The organism is Alcanivorax sp. VBW004 (genome assembly GCF_009718865.1).
Taxonomy (GTDB): domain Bacteria; phylum Pseudomonadota; class Gammaproteobacteria; order Pseudomonadales; family Alcanivoracaceae; genus Alcanivorax.
In genome coordinates, this window is the sequence record NZ_WNHC01000001.1 from 197,104 (window position 1) to 218,820 (window position 21,717).

The following is a 21,717-nucleotide window of genomic DNA, read 5'->3' on the forward strand; positions in this document are numbered from 1 at the left end:
GGGCGTGGATCTTTCCCCGCCCTATTCCGATTTGCGATACTGAATCACATAGCTGCGGCTGATGCGGTCGTGCAGCAGATGCCCTTTCATAAAGGCATTCACAATAAAAATTACCTTCCACAAAATACCGGTCAGGCAAAAGGCGATGATGCGCCCGACATTGTGTAATGGGTGCAGTCGCTGTAGCCGCCGACTGGTAACGCGCATGCCCAGCAATCGTTTCCCCGGTGTGGATTGCATCGGGCTGGATTCCATGATCAGCGCCATCAGCAAATAGAGGGGTACGGCCAGTATTATGGCGAGTGGTGCGCCGCTTTCGTCACTGCTGCCGCCGAAACGGTGCAGCGCCTCGGCCACAAAAATAGCGCCAACCATCACCAGAAACATGTCCATGGCAAAGGCCAGCATGCGCAGCAAATAACCGCCCATGATCACTTCCTCCGGTGCCACTTGCGGGGGTTTCTTTTTCTGTGCGAACACCCCCTGGCCACCGCGAACGGCCTTGATGGCGTCCTGGTTCAGCGGGGTATCGTCGAGAATACGAAACAGTGAATCGCAGGTGTCTTCACCAAAATCCTCATTCAGCCAGCGCCGCTGCCCCTCCCAGTTGAACAGTCCGTTCAGGTAACGGACCACCGGGTACGACAGCGACGGCTGACCGGATTGCTGCTGTTCGGCCAGCACGGCAAACAGGGCATGGCCGAGCCGGTGGTTAAAGGCATCGTCCAGTATCAGTGGCGTGCGGGTAAGAAAATGCCAGCGATCGGCTTGTTGCGCACCCTCCGGCTGCTGCAGAAGGTCGCGGGCTTGAGACAGCAGTGCTGCCAGCGTTTGATCCTGCTCATCGGTACCGACCACGGGCCCGCCAAGGGTATCCAGAGGGGCGGGTTCGTCGTCAATCGGAGGCGGCGGCGTGGGCGCAAGTTGTACCGACCAGCTGGCCTGTTTCAGCGTTTCGTCCGATTCCGGGTCAGTGACAAAGGTGTCGTGGCTGGGCGGCGGGGTATGGGCTGGGCCCGGCACCAGTTCCGGTTCGGGTTCCGGCCTGGTTTCCACTGGTTCCTGGGGCGGGGGCGAGAGCGGCTCGCTGTGCCAGCCTTCCGGGGGCGCCGCCGGGTCGTCTTGCGACGACTGCTGTTCGGCCCAGGCCAGTGCCTGCTTGTAAGCCTGGTGCAGTTGCTGGAAGCCCTGGGGGTTTTCGTCCGGGCGGGTCTGTTTGAGTTGTTTGGCGTAGGCGCGCTTGATTGCCCGCGCGTCGGCGGTCGGTTCAATCTGCAGGCTATCCCAGGGCGGCATCAGAACCAGTCCTCGCTCTCCAGGCTATCCAGCGCTTCTTTCACCTGTTTTTGAATGCGTGCAATGTCTGCGGGGTTCTGGTCGTCGAGGACTTTTTCAAACCGCTTCATGACGTCGGCGATGTACTCACGGCGATCGCCCAGGCTGGATTCGTACAGGCGCTCGCCTCGGGCAATCAGGGCGCGGTTGTCTTCGCCATCACGGGGATGAAATTTCAGGGCCGCAAGTTTTTCCCGGGCGGCTTGTTTTTGCTCGTCACTCAGGGCGCCTGGGGCGTGTTCGATCAGGTGGCTGTGGACCTGGCCGGTGGATTCCACGGTCACGTCCACTTCCAGTAAACCGTTCATGTCGTAACTGTAGCGAATATCCACCGCTTGCTCGCCTCGCTGGCCTTTGGGAACCCGCACATTCAATTCGCCAAGAAAGACATTCTTTTCCACGTAGCGGTTTTCGCCCTGGTATACCTTGATGGTCAGTTCGGTCTGGTCGTCGTAGGCAGTGCATACCTGCCGGGCAATGCTCACGGGAACCACGCAATTACGCTCGATGATGGGCATGAAATAATCGCCCAGCTTGCTGTTGTCGCGGTTGATCACCCCGGTGCCCAGGGTGTACGGGCACACATCGGTCAGCACCACATCGTCCAGGGCTTCGTTGCGCATCATCAGGCCGGCCTGGATTGCCGCGCCCATGGCCACCACGGTATCCGGGTCCAGATGACAGGATGGCAGGCGGCCGAACATCTTGCCCACGGTGGAGCGGAAAATGGCCAGCCGGGTGGAGCCACCCACCAGCACCACATCGTCGATCTTGCTTGGATGAGTGCTGGAATCGCGTAGCGCCCGCTCGATAGGGTGCTTGGCGCGCAACAGCAGCGGCGTGCTGACCTGGGTGAACCAGTCGCTGGTGACCACGTGCTCCACGGTCTTGCTGCCCAGGTCCAGTGACAGGGTCTGGTCCGCCGGGCCCAGTTTGCGCTTGGCGCCTTCCATCTGCAGGTACAGTTGTTGCAGCAGTTGAGGCTTCAGGTCATCACGACGCAGGGCATGCTCACGGAGCACGTCATCGACCATGGCATCGACGAAGTCTTCGCCGCCGAGAAAGTTGTCCCCGGCGCTGGCGTGGACTTCCATGATGCCGTCGAAAAATTCCAGCAGTGATACATCAAAAGTGCCGCCGCCCAGATCCAGAATCAGAAACAGGCCTTCCTGTTTTTCGTGCAGGCCATAGGCAATGGCTGCCGCCGTGGGCTCGTTGATCAGGCGCTCCACTTTCAGGCCCGCCAGTTCGGCGGCCTGTTTGGTGGCGTGGCGCTGGTTGTCGTTGAAGTAGGCCGGCACGCTGATGACCGCCTCGGTGACGGCCTCGCCCAGGTAGGCCTCGGCGTCATCCTTGAGCGAGCGCAGCACCAGCGACGACAGCTCCGTGGCCGTAAAGGCCTGGCGCCCCAGTTTGATCTTGTGGTCGGTGCCCATCAGCCGTTTGAAAGCGGCCACTGTCCTGTCGCTGTGGTTGATCAAGCGTTGCCGGGCAGTACGGCCGACGATCAGCTCGCCCTGGGTGTCCAGCCCCACCACCGAGGGCGTCAGCACCTCGCCCAGCCGGTTCGGTATCAGCGTGACCCCCTCGTCCGTCCAGATGCCGCAGGCACTGTTGGTGGTCCCCAGGTCGATACCGATAATGGTCATGCGCGTTCCTTGTTGTTAGGCTGACAGCCCCGATGCAGTCGCCGTGGTTATGCTTCAAGTCAGCCGTAATTTACAGATTCCCGACAACGAGATCGACCTGCAGGCGATCCGTGCCCAGGGCAGTGGTGGCCAGAATGTGAACAAGGTCGCTTCGGCGATCCATTTGCGGTTCGACATTCGCGCCTCGTCCCTGCCCGACCGTTATAAGGAAAAACTGCTGGCGTTGAGTGACCAGCGTATTACCAGCGACGGTGTCGTCGTCATCAAGGCCCAACAGTTCCGCACCCAGGAAATGAACAAGGAAAATGCCCTGGCGCGGCTGGCTCAATTGATCAAGGGTGTGACCGTGGAGCAGAAGCCCCGCAAGGCCACACGCCCGACACTGGGCAGCAAGCGCCGACGCCTGGACAGCAAGACCAAACGGGGCAAGACCAAGTCCCTGCGCGGCAAGGTGGATCCGGGCTGACGTTTTCTGCAGCAGCGTCACCAGCGACGCTCCGGATTGACACAATGGACCCGTCTCTTTGGCGCTATTGGATTGCTCACATTGCCCTGCCCTTTGTTAAGCTTGGGGCCGCAACAATTCTTACGCATCCACTCCTGCGGAGCCATACCATGAAAGCCATTGCCACCACTGGCTGGGGCCTCAAGCCCGTCCTTTCCCTGATTGAGACAGATGAGCCCGGCGGCTTGAAACCGGATGACGTGCTGGTGGCGGTCCATGCGGCGTCGGTGAATCCCAAGGACTGGAAGCTGAATTACAATCTGGCGGTGGCGGCCAGCCCGGTCATGGTCAGACACCTGCCGCCGCTTTTTGGTGATGATCTGGCCGGCATCGTGGTGGACAAGGGCCGCAACGTGCGAGATTTCGAGATCGGTGATGCGGTCTACGGTATGGACATGCGCCTGCGCACGGCATCCCTGGCCGAGCTGGCCCGCATTAGCCAGCGTCGCATCGCCAAAAAACCGGAGAACCTGTCATTCGCGCAAGCCGCGGCCATGCCGTTGGCTGCGCTCACGGCCCTGCAAGGATTGCGCAAAGGCAAGGCTGAAGCGGGTAAATCGGTACTGATTATTGGTGCGTCAGGTGGTGTGGGGACTTTCGCTGTGCAAGTGGCCAAAAACCTGGGCTTGCATGTCACTGGTGTGTGCAGCGGGCGAAACGCGGACTTTGTTCGCGAGCTGGGTGCCGATGCGGTGATTGATTACACCCAGGGGGATTACCGCCAATCGGCCGGTGAATTCGATCTGGTGTTCGATGTGACATCCTATGAAACCCCGCTGACCTGCGCGGCGTTGCTGGGCAAGAAAGGCTACTTCATTTCTACCGGTGGCGATGGCAAATCCATGTTGGGCACGCCGTTCTACCGGTTGTTGGGTAAAAAAGCCGGCACAGTGGTGGTGGAATCCTATCGTCGTGATCTGGAAACCCTGAAGGCCATGGTGGAAGCCGGTACCCTGACGCCAATTATCGACAGCACTTTCACGCTGGCAGAAAGCGAAGCGGCCTATAATCGCAGTCGTTCCGGACGCTGTCGGGGGAAGGTGGTGATTGAAGTGGCCAGCGATTAAGGGGCGCTTCAGCCTCTTCCCAAACACCGTCGTTAGTCGCCCCTTGTCCCCATCAATCGCACCGCAACGCCCGTTGCGGTGTCGCCATGCTGAGAACCGAACAGACTGATCCACCGCCCTCTTTCCAAAATCAGTGTGCCCTGTGCTGTACTGCGCCCTTTTCGGGTGGTGTAGTCACCGGCGTATTCAAACCGGAAGGCGTTGGCCGCGTCCATAAAGGCCGGCAATGAGTCTGGCGAGTGCCCATCAGGGGCCACAGCCGCGCATTCACAATAACGCACTTCCAACTGCAACGGTGTGGCGGAAAGAAAGGCGTCCAGCGAGGCTGTATCGGCTTGTACAACAGCGGGTAACAGGAAGAACACTATTCGCCAAACAGAGTTCGTAATGGCTGTCATCGGGGGACTCCACCGCGTTTCGTTTGCACTCAGGTTTTCGCTGCCCGTGCCGCGTGCAACTTCTTATAGCTTTCAATCAGGCGCTGGTGTTTTTCCAGTCCGTCCAGTTGCATGTTGGTGGGGGTCAGGCCGGGGAAGCGAACGCTGCCTTCAACCGCGCCGATGACCGTTGCCAGGGTCTCTTCGCCGTACATGCGCCCCAGGTTGTGACGGTAGTCGTCCAGTTCCAGCTCGTCATCCAGGGTGATTTCCAGTACCGCATTCACGGCCCGGTAAAACAGGCCCCGTTCCACGGTGTTGTCGTTGAACTGCAGGAACATTTCTACCAGCTCCAGGGCGTCTTCATGGCGTTGTAGCGCCAGGTAAATCAGCAGCTTCAGTTCCAGGATGGTGAGCTGGCCCCACACGGTGTTTTCGTCGAACTCGATACCGATCAGGGTGATGATGTCGGTGTAGTTATCGATCTGGCTTTCTTCCAGGCGTTCGGCCAGTTGCCCCAGTTGCTCATCGCTGAGGCGGTGCAGATTGAGAATGTCTTCGCGATAATCCAGCGCCATATTGGTGTTGTCCCAGATCAGGTCTTCCACCGGGTACACCTCGGAAAAATCGGGAACCAGGATGCGGCACACCGGGGCGCCGAGCTCTTCGTGCACGGCCACATAGGCGTCCTTTTCCAGTGCGTCAAGGATGCCGAACAGACGCGCGCTTTCTTCCTCGGTGGTGCCTGAGAAATCCCACTCGCAGAAATCTTCGTCCGCCTGGGCGCTGAAGAAGCGCCAGCTCACCACGCCGCTGGAGTCGATGAAGTGTTCCACGAAATTATTGGGCTCGCAGACTTCCTGGCTATTGAAAGTGGGTGGCGGCAAATCGTTCAGGCCTTCGAAGCTGCGCCCCTGCAGCAGTTCGGTAAGGCTACGCTCCAGGGCGACTTCAAAGCTGGGGTGGGCGCCAAAGGAGGCAAAAACGCCGCCGGTGCGCGGGTTCATCAGCGTTACGCACATGACCGGGAACTGCCCGCCCAGGGACGCATCTTTCACCAGCACCGGGAAGCCCTGCTCCTCCAGTGCGGTGATGCCTTCGACAATGCCGGGGTACTTGGCCAGCACGTCCTGGGGCACATCCGGCAGGGCAATTTCTTCTTCAATAATGTGCTTCTTGACCGCGCGCTCGAAAATTTCCGACAGGCACTGGACCTTGGCTTCGGCCAGGGTGTTGCCCGCGCTCATACCGTTACTCAGGTACAGGTTCTCAATCAGGTTGGAGGGGAAGTACACCGTCTCGCCATCAGACTGGCGCACGAACGGTAGCGCGCAGATTCCCCGGTCGGTCCGCCCGGAGTTGGTATCAATCAGGTTGGAGCCGCCCAGTTCCCCTTCCGGGTTGTAAATGCCCAGGCAGTAGTCATCCAGAATGCCCTCGGGTAGCGCGTCGTTGGGTCCGGGCTTGAACCACTTTTCGTTGGGGTAATGGACGAAGTCGCTGTTGGCGATGTCTTCGCCGAAGAACTGGTCGTTATAGAAGAAGTTGCAGTTGAGGCGCTCGATAAACTCGCCCAGCGCGGAACACAGGGCGGCTTCCTTGGTGGCGCCTTTGCCGTTGGTAAAGCACATGGGCGAGGCCGCATCACGGATATGCAGTGACCACACATGGGGCACGATGTTGCGCCAGGAGGCGATCTCGATCTTCATGCCCAGCTCCGCGAGGATCGCGGTCATGTTGGCGATGGTCTGCTCCAGCGGCAGGTCCTTGCCTTCGATAAAGGTGCGGTGGGCCTCGTCCGGCTCCACCATCAGCAGGGCCTGGGCGTCTTCGGTGAGGCTGTCCACCTGTTCGATCTGGAAGTCCGGCCCGGTCTGGATCACCTTCTTCACCGTGCAGCGGTCGATGGAGCGCAGGATCCCCTGCCGGTCCTTGTCGGAAATATCCTCCGGCAACTCCACCTGAATCTTGAAGATCTGGTTATAGCGGTCTTCCGGGTCAACGATGTTGTTCTGCGACAGGCGAATATTGTCGGTGGGGATGTCCCGGGCCTTGCAGTACACCTTGACGAAATAGGCCGCGCACATGGCGGACGATGCCAGGAAATAGTCAAACGGACTGGGTGCCGAGCCATCGCCCTTGTAGCGGATGGGCTGGTCGGTGATGACGGTGAAGTCGTCGAACTTGGCTTCCAGGCGAAGGTTGTCGAGGAAGTTGACGTTGATTTCCATGGCGGGGCTACCGGGTCGGGGGAATGACTGTGGCGGCCATTATCCAGCTTTTGGGGCCCGGCGTCTTGGCAGTCGGGGTCTGGAGCCCTGAAGAATGGCCCGGTGCTGGCGCATTGTCGATGATTGCACACAACAGGAATGCCGCTTGCGCGGACAGGGATCAAACCTGTGCGGCGATATGCCGCATGTTGGAGCCGCAGCCGCTGCCGTAGAATCCCTCGCCGTCTTGCCGCCATAACCGCTATGGCCGCAATCGGTTGCCTTGGGGGAATACCATTATGCGTCTGTCGACTCGAACATCACTGCTTGGGTGCCTGGCCCTTTTAGCACCGATCAGTGCCCTAGCTGTGGAACCCGAGGCCAATGAACTGGCACCGATTACGGTTTCCGAGCAGGAGGAACAGGGCAGCGAAGCCACAAAGATTGAGCTTCAGCGCGAGCAGGCCCTGACGCCGGGCGGGGTCACCTTGCTGGAAGCGGAAGACCTCACCGAGCGTAACGTGGTCAGTATCGGCGATATGCTGCGTTATGTGCCGGGGATGTGGACAGGCACTGGCTCCACCGGTGACGACACCTTTATTTCCAGCCGGGGTTCCAACCTGGATGCGGTTGCCTACGATGGTAATGGCATCAAGTTGATGGTCGACGGGTTGCCGGTGACCGCTGCCGATGGCAACAACCACAACAGCTTTATTGATCCGCTGGCGGCCCGATATGCGGTGATTGCCCGTGGCGCCAACGCGCTCACGTATGGGGCCAGCACCCTGGGCGGTGCAATTAATTTCATCAGCCCCACGGCGCGCAATACTGATAATCAGATTTACCTGAGCGGCGGTAGCCACGGCACCGTACAAAGCCGCATTACGGCGGGTGGTGTTGAGGGCGATCTGGATGGCCTGGTGACGGTAGAGCAGCGCAGCTATGACGGTTTTCGCGATCACCAGGAACAACAGCGAGGTAGCGTTTATGCCAACACCGGCTGGCAGATCAATGACACGGTGGAGAACCGGTTTTATTTCACCTATGTGGACAATGATCAGGAGCTTCCCGGCTCACTGACACAGGCTCAGTTTGACGACGACCCCTATCAGGCCAACCCGAATAATATCCCCGGTAACTTCCTCAAGAATGTGGAAAGCTGGCGTGTCGCTAACCGGACCCAGTGGCAGTTGAGCGACACCAGCAATCTGGTAGTGGGCTTCTCCTTTGAGGACCAGCACCTTTACCATCCCATCGTTGAAAACCCTTTCTTCAGTCTGCTTATCGATAACGACCAGACCACCTTTGGTACCAACATTCGTTATGACAAGCAGTTGGGTAACCACGATTTTTTGTTTGGTCTCAACTATGGCGAAACCCGGGTGAAGGGCGGTAATTATTCTCATACTGGCGGCATTCGTGGCGCCCTTGATGTACGGGTAGATAACAAGGCCGATAACCTGGAAATCTTCGCCATGGATCGCTGGCATTTTGCCGATCGCTGGACGCTGGTCTACGGCGCCCAGGCCGTTACCGGCACCCGCGAAGTGGATAATGTGACGGTTGCTTCAGGCACGGAACGCAATCCCAAAGATGACTATGAATCCATCAACCCGCGTGTGGGGGTGATTTATCAGGTAGCGGATCGCAGCGAGTTGTTTGCCAATGTCAGCAAGCTTTATGAAGCGCCCACCTTGTACGAACTGGAAGACGATGCGGATACCAGCGATGAAACCCTGGATGCCATGCAGGGAGTGGTCGGGGAAATCGGTACCCGCGGTGCGGCCCATTTGGGGCAGGCCAGCGAATGGAACTGGGAAGTATCGGTTTATTATGCCCAGCTCGAAAATGAAATCCTGTCCATGGATAACCCGTCGGCATCTGGCACCAGCCTGGCCCTGAACGTGGAAGATACCATTCACGCCGGCGTGGAAGCGCTGGTCGGCGCCAGCTTTGCGTTGGGTAATGACGGCCAGCGTATTGAACCGCTGTTGAGCATGACCTACAACGATTTCACCTTCGACAACGACCCGGAGTATGGCGATAACCAACTGCCGGTGGCGCCAACCTTTTTCATCAAGGGCGAAGTCATGTATCGCCATGGCAATGGCTTCTTCGCCGGCCCCACCTTCGACATTGTCGATGATCGTTACGGTGACTTCGCCAATAACAAGGATGTGGACGGTTATGAGCTGCTGGGATTACGCACCGGCGTTACCCGCGATAGCTGGGAAGTCTATCTGGAAGGTCGCAACCTCACCGACGAAGTGTATGTCACCAATGTGAGCGTCAGTAACGACGAGACCATTAATCCGGTCGGCATTCAGGCGGGCGAACCGCGCTCTGTTTATGCTGGCGTCCGTTTCGACTTTTGAATTAAAGAGTGTCTGACATGACCCGCACATTCCCCTCTTCGTTTGCGTCCCGCCGTTTCTATGCGGCCGTATGGCGCTGGCACTTTATGATTGGCGTGCTGGTCATTCCCTTCCTGTTCCTGCTGGCGTTCAGTGGTTTGCTCATGTTGTTGAGCAAACCACTGGATAGTGTTCTGAACGAATCGTTGTTGACGGTGAAAGTGGGCGAGAAGCCGCTGCCCGTAGCCGTGTTGCTGGAGAGCGTCGAGCAGCACTATCCACAGGCGTCGGTGAAATTGTATTTGCCGCCGGAGGCGGAAGATCAGTCAGCCCGATTTTCCCTGCAGCCCCATTCGCATGCGGGCCATGGTGGCCACCATGGGCCTTCCACTTTGGTGTACCTGAACCCATACACCGGCGAGATACTGGGTGACCAGGACCCGGCGGCAAGCCTGTATTCTCGTATCAAAACATTCCATGGCTCGCTTTTTATGGGTTCGCTGGGTGATGCGTTGATAGAGATTGCCGCTGGCCTGGCGGTATTGATGATCGTCTCTGGCTTGTATCTGGCCTGGCCCAAGGGCGGCGAGCGCCCTCCGGCGGCGGCCAAAAAAGCAGGTCACCGGGAAGGCTGGCGTCGCTGGCATCTGAGCCTGGGTTGGTTGATCGCGTTGCCGCTGCTGTTCTTCCTGATTTCCGGGCTGGCCTGGACCAATATCTGGGGTGGCAAGATCGTACAGCCCTGGGGCTCGCTGCCCGGCACTACCTATAAAGCCCCGCAGGCCGTTGAGACGGAACAGAAAGCAGAACAGCCGCCGGTGACCGATCATGCCGCCATGAACGAGGCAGGCCTGCATCGAGTGCCCTGGGCGGTGGAGCAAACCCCCATGCCCGAGTCGGCGTCCGGGGAGGCCACCTTGCAACTGGATGAGGTGGTGGCATTGGCCGCTCATCAGGGGTTGGGGCATTTCCGGGTGCACTTCCCACAAGGCGACAGTGGTGTGTGGACGGTGTCTGCCACCACCATCGCGGGTGATATCGAAAACCCGGCCGGCGAACGTATTGTGCATCTGGACCAACACAGTGGTCAGGTGCTGCAGGACATCCGCTTTGCGGACTACCCTGTTATGGGCAAGGCCATGGCCGCGTCTATTCCCTTGCACCAGGGGGATTTGGGATTGTGGAACTGGCTACTGAATGTGCTGCTGGTGTGCCTGATCATGGCATTGATCGTCACCGGCGCGCTGCTGTGGTGGAAGCGTCAGTCACGGCGGGCGCCACCGAAGGCGGAGCGAGCACCGGCCCGTGCGGTTGCCGTGATCATGCTGGTGGTTGCCCTGGCCTTCCCGTTATCCGCTGCCGCCTTGCTCGGCATTATTTTGCTGGATGCCGTGCTCACGGCGCGTAAAACCGCCAAGGCGTAGCGCGACTTTATTGTTCCGTTATTTTTGTTTGGAGGCCCAGATCGCCAGCTTGTGCTGAATGGCCGGCTGTGACACCTGGTCTTCCGGCAGTGGCTGGATGACCTTGTCATGGACCAGCAGGCGGTAAATATAAAGCAGCTTCTCGGACGCGGAATCCGTGGCTTCAAATTCCACCACGCCGCGCTTTTCCGCGTAGGCGACGCCCATCACTATGGCTTTCTTGACCAGTTCTTTTTCGTTTTTCAGTTTCTTCATGGGTCTCTCCGTCACCGCTGGCTCGACTTGCAGCTTGGCACAAAGCAGGCGGAGGAATAAGAGGCGGGTTACTCCAGTGATAACAGCAGTGGTTGCGGAGTGGCAAACAAGCGCGTGGCCCATAAAGGCTGGGAGCCAGCTCGGCTCGTCAGGCAGGGGCAACTCTGGAAAGGCTCAACAAACCTGATTTTCTGTGGGAAGCGATGCTTGCATCGCGAAGGTGTCAGCACAACCGCCTTTATTCGCGATGCAAGCATCGCTTCCCACAGGGGGAGAAATTTTCAGCGTCTCCCTAGGTGCGTTCCCACACCTCGATATGGTCGCGGCGATCTACGGTGTAGCCGCGTTCGCCGGGCAAGGCTGCCGCCAGGCCCCGTTCGGCAAGGGCTTCGCGGACACGGGCCTGGTCATGGGGCGAGGCCTCGGCCAGCAGGGAATCGGCTTTGCGCAGCACATAGAGCAGGTAGGGCTGAACCCCGGCTTGCACCGGTACGCCACGAAAAGCGGTCTCCACCACGCCCATGTAACGCTGGTGAGGTTTGGCCGACACCGGCTGGCCATCCTCCGGGGCGTGCTCCTGTATCAGCGCGTCCATGAAGGCGATTTTGTCGGTGAGCATGGGGAAGATTTCGTCGGCGATCTGGCGCAGCAGTGGCTCCAGGGTGGCCGGAATCGCGTCGTCGGCCAGGTAGGCATTGCCATAGCCGGGAAACTCCGGCGTATCCAGCCCCGGTGCAGTCATCCGTTCCACCCAGCGGAACACTTTCGGCGCCCGGGTTTTCATGAGGTTGGCGGGCACCGGGTCGCGGCCCAGGTGGGCAAACAGCGGGCCGATCAAGCCGTAGTCACCCAGCGACGGCCGCCCGCCAAACAGGTAGGGATGTTCAGCGAAGTGGGCGTTGAGGGTGTCGAGCAGCTGCAGATAGGAGGCTTCGATTTCCGGCACCGTGTGGGCATCCACGCCCAGCTGGGGCAGGTAGGCATTCATCCGCGACATAATCTTGTCGGCCATGGCCTCACCGGCGCCAGCGGCGAACTGGTCATGCAGAAAGCTTTCCTGGGCGTCACGGTAGCTCCAGCGGTAGTGCATGGCGTGGGGCAGCATGGCCTGGGTGCCGTAGTAGGCGATGATTACAGCGAGCACCCGCTGCAACAGCCCATCCGGGTAGGCGGAATAGCGCACGCCCTGTTGCTCAAAGTGGTCGATGATATCCAGGCTGTCCTGAACGATGTCACCCTGCGGCGTTTCCAGCACCGGAATAATGCTGCGCTGGATAATCGGCAGAATGCGGGTGTGGAAATCCGCATCGGTGGTGGGGATTTCGGTGTAGGCAATGCCCTGGGTTCGCAGGTAGCAGCGGGCGATACCGGTGTACAGCGAATGGGGAACCCCGTAGAGCCTGTGGGTGTTGTCCTAGCTGGCCATGACGCCTCCTGATCAGGGCACGGGCTGACGGTGCTGGCCCGTGCCGGGTTGTACCGGGCGAGGGGGTGTTGCCGCTGCCCGTCTGGCGAACGCCAACCGTTCAGCTTTCCAGCGAAAACAGCTTCACATCGGGGCGACCGGCGAGCAGCCCCTTGAGGCCGCCGCCCAGGGCTTTCATGTTTTCCTGGTGGGCCACAATCGCGTCCTGGTCGGTGTACTGTTCGTAGATCAGCACGGTGTCGGCATCGTCCACGGACTGGTGAACCAGGTAGCAATGGTTGCCTTCTTCCTTCACCACTTCGGCGGCGATCTTCTTCATCTCTGCGACCAGGGTGTCACCGTTACCCGGTGTGGCGGACATGACAGCGGTAATACCAATCATGGTTCTCTCCCGTTATCTGGCTGTGATTATGCGTGGATAAGGGATCCTCACACAGCGCCGGGGAGGCAACCATGGTCTTTCACGTCGCTGTTGCGGCCAGAAAGACCGGTGCGCGTCATGCGGGCCGTCCATTCCCGGCCTGCAAGTTGTCCGGGTCCGCAGTGAACATCACATCCAGCTCAAGATCGGGGTATTGGGGCGCCAGAACGTCCTGCAAGTGGCGACGCCAGAGGTCTGCTTGTAAGGCATCGCTGTGTTGCTCGCCCTCTTCCAACAGAACCCTGGCCTGCAGATACAGCATGCGCCCGGTCTTGCTCATCCGCAGGGACCAGCGCGTCGCCGGGAGTGCCGCCATGGCTCGGCGAAAATCGGCGTGCACCTGCTCCTGCTGTTGTTGCGAGGGGGCGGCCAGCAGCACTTCCATCAGGTTGCGATAGAGCGTTCGCAACGGCACCGGCAGCATGATCAGCACCATCACGATAACCATCAACGAATCCACATAGGGCAGCCAGTCACCCAGGTGTTCGCCAAGTAGCCACACCGCCAGGAAAGTCACCAGCACCACCAAACTGAGTATGCAGTCCATCAACCACACAAAGGCATCCACCCGTACCAGCTCGGAACCGGTTTCGCGTGCAATCGTGCGCAGGCGCAGATATACCGCCAGACAACCTACCGTGGCCAACACCGCGTAGACCGTCGCCACCCCCGGTTGCAGCAGGCGCCCGTCACCGCTCAGGGCAGCCAGCGCAGAGGCCAGTGCCATGGTCAGCACGCCCAGAATCACCAGGCTTTGCAGTACGTTGAAGGCGGGCTCAAAGCTGGCGTAGCCCAGCTGAAAACGGTGGTCTGCATTACGCTGCAGCAGCCGCGAGACATAGACCATCAGCAAGGACATGATGAAGCTGACGAGAGAAAACACCCCGTCCAGAAAAATCGCGTCGGATTCTGCCAGGTGGGCAAACCCGAAACCCAGGCCCGCCATCAACACGGTTCCCAATACGGATAACCACAACCCTTTTGATTCCATTACTCGCTCCTGTCGCGTTAACGGAATAGACCCTGGAAAGAGGCAAAGGTTGCTTTGTGGCTGGCTTGGGGCGAACGGGCGACGGCTTTGTTGTTAGACGGCGGAAAGTGGCTGCACCCATTTCCGCCCTGCGGTGGCTTTTGTCAGGCGACGGAGCCGAACACCTGAATGATATTGCCTAGCCGCGCCGTAAACTTGTCGCCGCTGTTGAGTGGGCCGACGCCGGCGGGGGTGCCGGTGAAGACCACATCGCCGGGTTCCAGGGTGAAGCTCTGGCTGATTTCGGCGAGCAGTTCGAAGGTGGGGAACAGCATCAGGCCGGTGTGGCCGTGTTGTTTTACTTCGTCGTTGATTTCCAGGGTGACGCCCAGATCCTGGCGCACGGAGATGCCGCGGGCATCAATAAAGCCGGACACCGGGGCGGCGCCGTCGAAGGCTTTGGCGCGCTCCCAGGGGTGGCCTTTTTCTTTTAGCTGGTTTTGCACTTCACGCAGGGTCAGGTCCAGGCCGATGCCGTAGGCGGCGACGCTGAAGCGGATGTGGTCCAGGCGGGTTTCCTTGCGGATACGTTTGCCGATCAGCACCACCATTTCCACTTCGTGGTGCACCGGCCCCTGCCCTTCGGGCAAGGCCAGCGGTTCGTGCAGGCTGGCCAGGGCGGTGGCGGGTTTCATGAACAGGATGGGGGAATCCGGCACTTCATTGCCCAGCTCTTTGGCGTGGTCGGCGTAGTTGCGGCCCACGCAGACCACCTTGCCCACGGGCATGTTCATGGCGGAGCCGTCGATCCAGCGATGTTGGTAACCGTTCGGGTCGATCTGGACTTCGTTGATCTCATCAAACATCGAACAACTTCCCGGGGTTCATCACGTTGTTGGGATCGAACACGGCTTTCACCGCTTTCATGCAGGCGATTTCTTCCGGGCTGCGCGAATATTCCAGGTAGGGCTTCTTGGTCATGCCCACGCCGTGTTCGGCAGAAATGGAGCCGTTGTATTTCTCCACGATTTCGAACACCCACTTGGAGACGTTGTTGCACTTGGCGAAGAAGTCTTCCTTGGGCAGGTCCGCCGGTTTGAGAATGTTCAGGTGCATGTTGCCGTCGCCGATGTGGCCGAACCAGACGATCTCGAAATCCGGGTAGGCGTCCTGCACCACGGTGTCCACGTCTTCCACGAAGTCCGGCACGCTGGCGATGCTCACCGAGATGTCATTCTTGTAGGGTGTGTGCGGGGCGATGGATTCGGAGATGCGCTCGCGCAGCTGCCACAGCTGGTCCAGCTGCTGCAGGGATTGGCTCATGACGCCGTCCAGCACCCAGCCTTTTTCCACACATTTTTCGAAGATGGCCATGGCCTGCTCGCCGATTTGCTCGGAGAGCTGTTCGAATTCCAGCAGGCAGTAGAACGGACATTCGGTATCGAAGGGCTGGGGTACGCCGTGGGCCAGCACGTGGGCCATGGCCTTGTCGGAGAAGAATTCGAAGGCGGTCAGGTCGATGTCCTGCTGGAAGGCATGCAGGATCTTCATCACTTCGCGGAAGCCCGGGGCACCCAGCACCAGGCAGGTCAGGTCCTTGGGCTGGCGAGTCAGCTTGACGGTGGCTTCTACCACGAAGCCCAGGGTGCCTTCGGAGCCGATAAAGAGGTGGCGGAAGTCGTAGCCGGTGGCGTTCTTGATCAGGCCCTTGTTCAGGTCCAGCAGTTCGCCCTTGCCGGTGACCACTTTCAGGCCGGTGATCCAGTCACGGGTCATGCCGTAGCGGATCACCTTGATGCCACCGGCATTGGTGCCGATGTTGCCGCCGATCTGGCTGGAGCCGGCAGAGGCGAAATCCACCGGGTAGAACAGGCCCTTCTGTTCGGCGAATTCCTGCAGCTGCTGGGTGATGACGCCGGGCTGAACGGTGACGGCGCGGTCGAACTCGTTGAAATCCAGGATCGTGTTCATGCGATCGAAGGCCACTACCAGCTCGCCATTGGCGGCGACGGCGCCGGCGGAGAGGCCGGTGCGGCCCCCGGACGGCACCAGGTGCAGACCATGCTCGTTGGCGATTTCGACGATCTGCTGCACTTCGTCAGCGGTTTCCGGCAGGGCCACGGCGCAGGGGGCCGGTGCCCATACCTTGGTCCAGTCGACTCCGTAGCGCTCCGCGCTTTCCTGGTCGGTGAGGCAGCGATTGCCAAGCAAATCAGTCAGTTGCTCCAAAGCAGCATGGGCAAGGGCAGTCATCAACGGGTCTCCTGAACGGGTCTAACCGGGGGCTTGAAACGGCTTCACGCTGACTTGAACAGAAGTACAGCATGGGTTGCTCTCAATTTGAGCGCGCTATGTTAACATACGCGCCCATTTCACAGGCTACCGAGACAGAATCATGGCCGATACTTCTCTTGAGAAGGATAAGATCCGCGTTCTCCTGCTCGAGGGCATCCACGAAAACGCCGTGGAGAACCTGAAAGCGAACGGTTACTCCAATGTGGAGCTGCTGCCCACTGCGCTTACCGGGGATGACCTGACTGCCAAAATCAAGGATGCCCATTTTGTCGGCATTCGTTCGCGCACCCAGCTCACCGACGAGGTGTTCGAGGCGGCGGAAAAACTGATTGGCGTCGGGTGTTTCTGTATCGGTACCAACCAGGTGGACCTGAAGTCCGCCCTCAAGCGTGGTATCCCGGTCTTCAACGCGCCCTACTCCAATACCCGCTCCGTGGCGGAGCTGGTGATTGCCCACACCATCAACATGATGCGCGGCATTCCCGAGAAGAACGCGTCGGCCCACCGTGGCGGCTGGTTGAAGTCTGCCAAGGACAGCTACGAAATCCGTGGCAAGACCCTGGGGATCGTGGGTTACGGCAACATTGGTGCGCAAGTGAGCGTGCTGGCCGAATCCATGGGCATGAAGGTGAAATTCTTCGACGTGGTGCCCAAGCTGCCGCTGGGCAACGCAGAACAGGTGGGTACGCTCACCGACCTGCTGGCCCAGTCCGATGTGGTCAGCCTGCACGTACCGGATACCGCCGACACCCGCTGGATGATTCAGGAAGAGCAGATCCGCGCGATCAAGCCCAAGGGCTACCTGATCAACTACGCCCGCGGCAAAGTCGTCGATATCGACGCGCTGGCGGCGGCCCTGCGAGACGGCCACCTGCTGGGTGCGGCCATCGACGTGTTCCCGGAAGAGCCCAAAGGTAACGACGACGAGTTCGTCAGCCCGCTGCGCGAATTCGATAACGTGATCCTCACCCCGCACATTGGTGGCTCCACCAAGGAAGCGCAGGTGAACATCGGCACCGAAGTGTCCGAGAAGCTGATCCGTTATTCCGACAACGGCGCTACCCTGGGTGCGGTGAACTTCCCGGAAGTGGCCCTGCCGCCGCACCCGGACATGCACCGCCTGCTGCACACCCACAAGAACGTGCCCGGCGTGCTGACCCAGATCAACACCGTTTTCTCCGAGAACGGCATCAACATCTGTGGCCAGTACCTGCAAACCAACGAAGAGATTGGTTACGTGGTGATCGATGTGGACAAGGGCTACAGCCAGCTGGCGCTGGAGAAGCTGCGCACCATTGACGGCACCATCCGCACCCGGGTGCTGTTCTAGTCGAAATAGCGGGATACAAATGTTGGCATAATGTGCCAGCAGGATGTGAACTGCTCGACAAAAAGCCGGAGTCAGGCTAACTTGCCTGCTTCGGCTTTTTTCTTGGGGCGTACACTAAGATCATGAATTTCTTCAGGAAGGGATGCCTGTCTGTCGCGTTATTGGCGATGTTGAGCGGCTGTGCCACGAACTCCCTGTTCGTGTCCTACCCCAGTCAGGCAGAGAAATGGAAGGCCACATTGGGGAATGAGGCCGCCAGTTCAGGGACGACATTGAAGCTGGAGAAGGCTACCGCCGGGGGCGATGGCGTGCTCTATCTTCAAGAGCTGGGGCGGGTCACGCAGCTCAATGGCGAAGGTGAAGCCAGCCGCAATGCTTTTGCCGACGCGGTGTCCAAATACGATGCGGAAGACGCCAGCGCAAAGATCCAGGTCTCGTCCCTGGCGGCCTCCGGCACCTCGCTGATCACCAACGACAATGCTCGCCCTTATGTGGCGCCGGACTACGAGCGCATCTTCACCCGTGCCTATCAGGCCCTCAATTACTGGGCGGAAAACGATGTCACCGGCACCGCTGTGGAATTGCGCGCGGCGGCCCTGGAGCAGCGGGTCTCGGCCAACAAGCGGGAAAAGGAAATCGCCAAGGCCGAAGAAGAGGCTGAAGAGAACGAAATCGACATTGGCCAGTTCGACGGTTACTTCGACGGCATCGATGCGGTGGCCGGTGGCGTCAAGGCCAGCTTCCAGAACGCCTGGACCTTCTACCTCTCTGCCCTCTTCTGGGAAGCCCACGGTGAATACAACGATGCCCTGGTGGATTACAAGAAAGCGCTGGAGATCAATCCCGGCGTGGATATGATCAAGGAAGACGTGGAGCGGGTCTCCAACCCCCGTGCCCGGCGGGGCAGCGATGAAGGGATGGTTGCGGTGTTGTACGAGCAGGGCTTTGTGCAACCCCGGGAAGAGTTCACCCTGCCGATTCCCACCGTGCACGGCGTGTTTTCCGTGGCCTTCCCCACCTACGCTATTGGCAGCAAGCCACGCCCGAACAGCCTGCGGGTGCTGGACAGCGCCAGCCAGCCGCTGGGCGAGACCGTGGTGCTGGCGGACGTGGGGGGCCTGGCCGCCAAGGACCTGAAAGAGCGTATGCCCGGCATGCTGGTGCGCCAGACCCTGCGGGCCACCGCCAAATACAACATGCAAAAGCAGGCCAACGACAACTTTGGTCTGCTAGGCTCATTGAGTACGCAGATCTATAATCTGGTCAGTGAGCAGGCCGATCGACGTAGCTGGCTGAGCCTGCCGGCTTATGCCCAGGCGACCCGTTTTCATCTGCCCCAGGGCGAGCATGCATTGGTGCTCAGTACCCCGGCAGGCAACAGAACGCTGACGGTGCCGGTGGTACGCCGGGGCCTCACCGTGATTCATGCAGTGGCTGTACATGGCCAATTGATTACTCGCGTATTACCCGTTCAGGAGGGACCCTTATGACATTCTTACGCCCGATGTTGGCGATACTGGTCGCGCTGATGCTGGCCGCATGTTCCGCCAGCAATAAAGGCCAGATGGAAGTCACCGAAGACGGCGAAGTCGTCACCAAGGTGTATTCCAACAACAGCCTGCTTTCCAGCCGCATTTCCGTGGAAGACCTGCGCCAGAAGCGCGCCGGTGACCTGCTTCAGGTTCAGGCCGTGCTGGAGAATGACTGGAAATTCCAGCTCGACTTCCAATACAAGTTCAAATGGTTTGATGCTGACGGTTTCGAACTGGAGCCGGAAGCCCAGCCCTGGCGGCAGGTGGTCATGGCCGGTCGCAGCCAGAACAGTGTGCAGGGGGTCTCCCCCAACCCGTCCGCCGTGCGCTTCGAAATCTGGGTGCAGGAATAACGGTCAGCCCAGCTGACGTAACAAGGAACAAGGAGAAACAAGAATGGTACGTGTATTTTCAATGATGATGCTCGGCGCGGCACTGGTGCTGTCTGGCTGTTCCACCGTGGATTATGGCGATGCCCAGGGCCGCGAAACCGTGAATACCGATTTCGGTTCCACCGACCTGCAGATGATTGCCAGCAAGATGGTCGATGACATGCTGGTCTTCCCGCCCATCGTGCAGATGACCCAGAGCCGTCGTCCGGTGGTGTTTGTGGATCGCATCAAGAACAAGACCACCGAGCACGTGGACACCGAATCCATCACCGACACCATCCAGTCCAAGCTGATCAACTCCGGCAAGTTCCGCTTCGCGGACATGACGGTCGTAGAGCGCGTGCGCGAACAGCTGGATTACCAGAGTGAATCCGGCCTGGTGGATCAGAGCACCGCTGCGGCCATGGGTCGTCAGATCGGCGCCGAGTTCATGATGTACGGTAACTTCTCTTCCATCGTTAAGCGCGATGGCAGCACCAAGGACGTGTACTACAAGTTCACCCTGAAGCTGCTCAACATCCAGACCGGCATCATCGAGTGGGCTAACGAGAAAGAAATTCGCAAGACCAAGTCCAAGAGCCTGTTCGGCCTGTAAACCGGTCGTATTCGCGACCGCAAACGGTAGCGGCCAGCGCGCAGGGATCTGCGGGGTGGCTGGAGGCAGGGACGCCCTTCCTCGGCCGTTTGAGGTGCGCCGGGGCGGTATCATCGATACCGCCCGTTTCCGGCTCACGCCGGCCTTATTCGTGATATAAGTGGTGGCACGATTGTCGCTACTGGCAAGGAGGTCATCATGATCAAACGTCTTTTCTCTCCCTTTTTTCTTGTCCTGCTGTTGTGGTCGTCCTTCAGTCATGCGATGACGGAAACCGTTTCCGTGTCCGCACGGGGTTATGGCGATAACCCGGAGCAGGCCATGACCAATGCCCTGGTCGCCGCCGTGCGCCAGGGGGGCGGTGTCACCCTGGCGGTGGACCCCAACTTCCGCACCAATGTGTATGAATGGGTGATCCAGTCCCAGGGTGACGTCTCTACATGGATGGGCCAGGAAACGTCCGTGCCGGAGCCGCAGTTGCCGACGCTGGGTAACATCAAGACCTATGAAGTCCAGTCTGTGAAGCAGGTGGATGACGGCATGTGGCAGGCGGATGTGCAGGCGGAAATCCTGCGTCCCAAGTCCATCGGGCCGGACCGTTCCCACCTGCCCGGCATTGCCATTGCGACCTTCGATACCCGCGCCGCAAGCTATGATCTTGGTGACGTAAAAGTCCCGGCTTCGCAAGTGCAGCGTGATCTGAGCGAAAACCTGTCCATGGCCTTCACCCAGTCCGGGCGTTTCCGGGTGCTGGATCGTTCTTATTTGGCCGATATTGAAAAAGAGCTGCAGACAGTTTCCGAAGGCAGTGTGGCGCCGGAAGAAATGGCCCGTCTCGGTCAGCGTAAAGGCGCGGATCTGCTGCTGGTGGGTACCATCGAAGATTTCCAGATTGGTGACAGTGATCGGGAGTTCTACGGCGCCAAGATGGGCGGGTACGACCCCTACGTCCGCGTACGGTATCGCCTGATCGATACCACCACCACGGAAATCCTGTGGAGCGATCTTTACGAGTGGGACAAGTCGGAAGCCACTATCCGCGCCTTGGCCCGCGAGCAGAAAATTGATGACCGCAACCATCCGGAGCGTCTGGCTGACATTCTCTATCCCGAGATTGCCCGCGCCATCGCCGGTGATGCCACCGACGTGCTCTACCCGGTGCAGGTGATCAAGGTTGACGGCGAGACCGTGTTCCTCAGCCAGGGCCAGGGTCGTCTGGAAAAAGACGGCATCATGAAGGTGTATCGCCCTGCCGGGGAAATGAAAGACCCGGATACCGGCATGACCATCAAGCTGGAAGGCGAAGCGCTGGCGACCCTCAAGGTCAGCGACGTGCGTACCGACTATGGCATTGCCCGTGTGGAAGGCGAAGCCAGTGCCCTGCAGGTGGGTGACCGGGTCCGCCCGGACAAGCAGGCCCAAAACGCGTCGGCGCAACCCGCCGGCCAGGCCGCCACCCCGGGATCCTCGGAAGCCCCCCTCAAGTGGTAAACCCCAAACCCCCGCAACGCGGGGGTTTTTGTTTCAGGTGAAGCGCTCCCGGCGCAGTCCGGTAGGAGCACCTCTCGAGGTGCGAACCG

The 21,717-nt window shown here is 59.6% G+C and carries 19 protein-coding genes and 1 pseudogene; 9 read left to right on the forward strand and 11 right to left on the reverse strand.

The window, feature by feature from the left end; genetic code table 11:
• Positions 1-21: 21 nt before the first annotated feature.
• Positions 22-1,296 (reverse strand): RDD family protein, encoded by a 1,275-nt coding sequence (locus F1529_RS00900; protein WP_155131247.1) that lies wholly within the window; start codon positions 1,294-1,296, stop codon positions 22-24.
• Positions 1,296-2,984 carry a molecular chaperone HscC gene (locus F1529_RS00905; protein ID WP_155131250.1) on the reverse strand — a complete coding sequence of 563 codons (1,689 nt, stop codon included), beginning with the start codon at positions 2,982-2,984 and terminating at the stop codon, positions 1,296-1,298. Before F1529_RS00905 ends, F1529_RS00900 begins: the two co-directional genes overlap by 1 nt.
• A 49-nt stretch (positions 2,985-3,033) precedes the next feature.
• On the opposite strand from F1529_RS00905, the gene arfB reads away from it, so the two are divergent.
• Both arfB and F1529_RS00915 read left to right on the forward strand, forming a co-directional pair.
• A complete protein-coding gene (gene arfB, locus F1529_RS00910) occupies positions 3,034-3,450 on the forward strand; it encodes an alternative ribosome rescue aminoacyl-tRNA hydrolase ArfB (protein WP_155136821.1) in 417 nt (138 codons plus the stop codon).
• A gap of 149 nt (positions 3,451-3,599) precedes the next feature.
• Entirely contained in the window at positions 3,600-4,556 is a 957-nt protein-coding gene (locus F1529_RS00915) for an NAD(P)-dependent alcohol dehydrogenase (RefSeq protein WP_155131253.1), read from the forward strand.
• A 32-nt stretch (positions 4,557-4,588) separates the two neighbouring features.
• Here F1529_RS00915 and F1529_RS00920 read toward each other — a convergent pair whose 3' ends face one another.
• Positions 4,589-4,954, reverse strand: a complete 366-nt coding sequence (locus F1529_RS00920) for a hypothetical protein (RefSeq protein WP_155131256.1) — start codon at positions 4,952-4,954, stop codon at positions 4,589-4,591.
• A gap of 29 nt (positions 4,955-4,983) precedes the next feature.
• Positions 4,984-7,164 carry an OsmC domain/YcaO domain-containing protein gene (locus tag F1529_RS00925; protein WP_155131259.1) on the reverse strand — a complete coding sequence of 727 codons (2,181 nt, stop codon included), beginning with the start codon at positions 7,162-7,164 and terminating at the stop codon, positions 4,984-4,986.
• Positions 7,165-7,442: 278 nt separating this feature from the next.
• Here F1529_RS00925 and F1529_RS00930 point away from each other — a divergent pair, with 278 nt between their 5' ends.
• Together F1529_RS00930 and F1529_RS00935 are read left to right on the forward strand one after the other, a co-directional pair.
• Positions 7,443-9,518 (forward strand): TonB-dependent receptor domain-containing protein, encoded by a 2,076-nt coding sequence (locus F1529_RS00930; protein WP_230457667.1) that lies wholly within the window; start codon positions 7,443-7,445, stop codon positions 9,516-9,518.
• 17 nt (positions 9,519-9,535) lie between these two features.
• Positions 9,536-10,921, forward strand: coding sequence for a PepSY domain-containing protein (locus F1529_RS00935; protein WP_155131262.1), 1,386 nt, complete (start codon positions 9,536-9,538; stop codon positions 10,919-10,921).
• 18 nt (positions 10,922-10,939) lie between these two features.
• Here the strand turns inward: F1529_RS00935 and F1529_RS00940 are convergent, their stop codons facing one another.
• From F1529_RS00940 to F1529_RS00965, 7 genes and pseudogenes are all read right to left on the reverse strand, one after another.
• Positions 10,940-11,176 carry a DUF5062 family protein gene (locus F1529_RS00940; RefSeq protein WP_007151596.1) on the reverse strand — a complete coding sequence of 79 codons (237 nt, stop codon included), beginning with the start codon at positions 11,174-11,176 and terminating at the stop codon, positions 10,940-10,942.
• Between the two features lie 292 nt (positions 11,177-11,468).
• On the reverse strand, positions 11,469-12,281 hold the full coding sequence (locus F1529_RS00945; RefSeq protein WP_370457067.1) for a glutathione S-transferase C-terminal domain-containing protein: 813 nt from the start codon (positions 12,279-12,281) through the stop codon (positions 11,469-11,471).
• Positions 12,282-12,374: 93 nt separating this feature from the next.
• Positions 12,375-12,563 (reverse strand): annotated as a pseudogene (locus F1529_RS17675) (glutathione S-transferase N-terminal domain-containing protein); the annotation flags it as partial.
• A gap of 139 nt (positions 12,564-12,702) precedes the next feature.
• Positions 12,703-12,984: a putative quinol monooxygenase gene (locus F1529_RS00950; RefSeq protein ID WP_155131265.1), complete on the reverse strand. Its 282-nt coding sequence runs from the start codon at positions 12,982-12,984 to the stop codon at positions 12,703-12,705.
• A gap of 115 nt (positions 12,985-13,099) precedes the next feature.
• Entirely contained in the window at positions 13,100-14,014 is a 915-nt protein-coding gene (locus F1529_RS00955; protein ID WP_155131268.1) for a cation diffusion facilitator family transporter, read from the reverse strand.
• A 143-nt stretch (positions 14,015-14,157) separates the two neighbouring features.
• A complete protein-coding gene (locus F1529_RS00960) occupies positions 14,158-14,859 on the reverse strand; it encodes a fumarylacetoacetate hydrolase family protein (RefSeq protein ID WP_155131271.1) in 702 nt (233 codons plus the stop codon).
• On the reverse strand, positions 14,852-16,246 hold the full coding sequence (locus F1529_RS00965; protein ID WP_155131274.1) for an FAD-binding oxidoreductase: 1,395 nt from the start codon (positions 16,244-16,246) through the stop codon (positions 14,852-14,854). Before F1529_RS00965 ends, F1529_RS00960 begins: the two co-directional genes overlap by 8 nt.
• Positions 16,247-16,388: 142 nt before the next feature.
• Between F1529_RS00965 and serA the strand changes: the two genes are divergently transcribed.
• From serA to F1529_RS00990, 5 genes are all read left to right on the forward strand, one after another.
• Entirely contained in the window at positions 16,389-17,618 is a 1,230-nt protein-coding gene (gene serA / locus F1529_RS00970; RefSeq protein WP_007149220.1) for a phosphoglycerate dehydrogenase, read from the forward strand.
• A gap of 200 nt (positions 17,619-17,818) precedes the next feature.
• Positions 17,819-19,108, forward strand: coding sequence for a COG3014 family protein (locus F1529_RS00975; protein ID WP_290517327.1), 1,290 nt, complete (start codon positions 17,819-17,821; stop codon positions 19,106-19,108).
• Positions 19,105-19,503 (forward strand): YcfL family protein, encoded by a 399-nt coding sequence (locus tag F1529_RS00980; protein WP_039926612.1) that lies wholly within the window; start codon positions 19,105-19,107, stop codon positions 19,501-19,503. The genes F1529_RS00975 and F1529_RS00980 overlap by 4 nt, the downstream gene beginning before the upstream one ends.
• A gap of 43 nt (positions 19,504-19,546) precedes the next feature.
• Entirely contained in the window at positions 19,547-20,137 is a 591-nt protein-coding gene (gene lpoB, locus F1529_RS00985; RefSeq protein ID WP_007149918.1) for a penicillin-binding protein activator LpoB, read from the forward strand.
• Between the two features lie 198 nt (positions 20,138-20,335).
• Positions 20,336-21,628 carry a CsgG/HfaB family protein gene (locus tag F1529_RS00990; RefSeq protein ID WP_155131279.1) on the forward strand — a complete coding sequence of 431 codons (1,293 nt, stop codon included), beginning with the start codon at positions 20,336-20,338 and terminating at the stop codon, positions 21,626-21,628.
• The last annotated feature ends 89 nt before the right edge of the window (positions 21,629-21,717 follow it).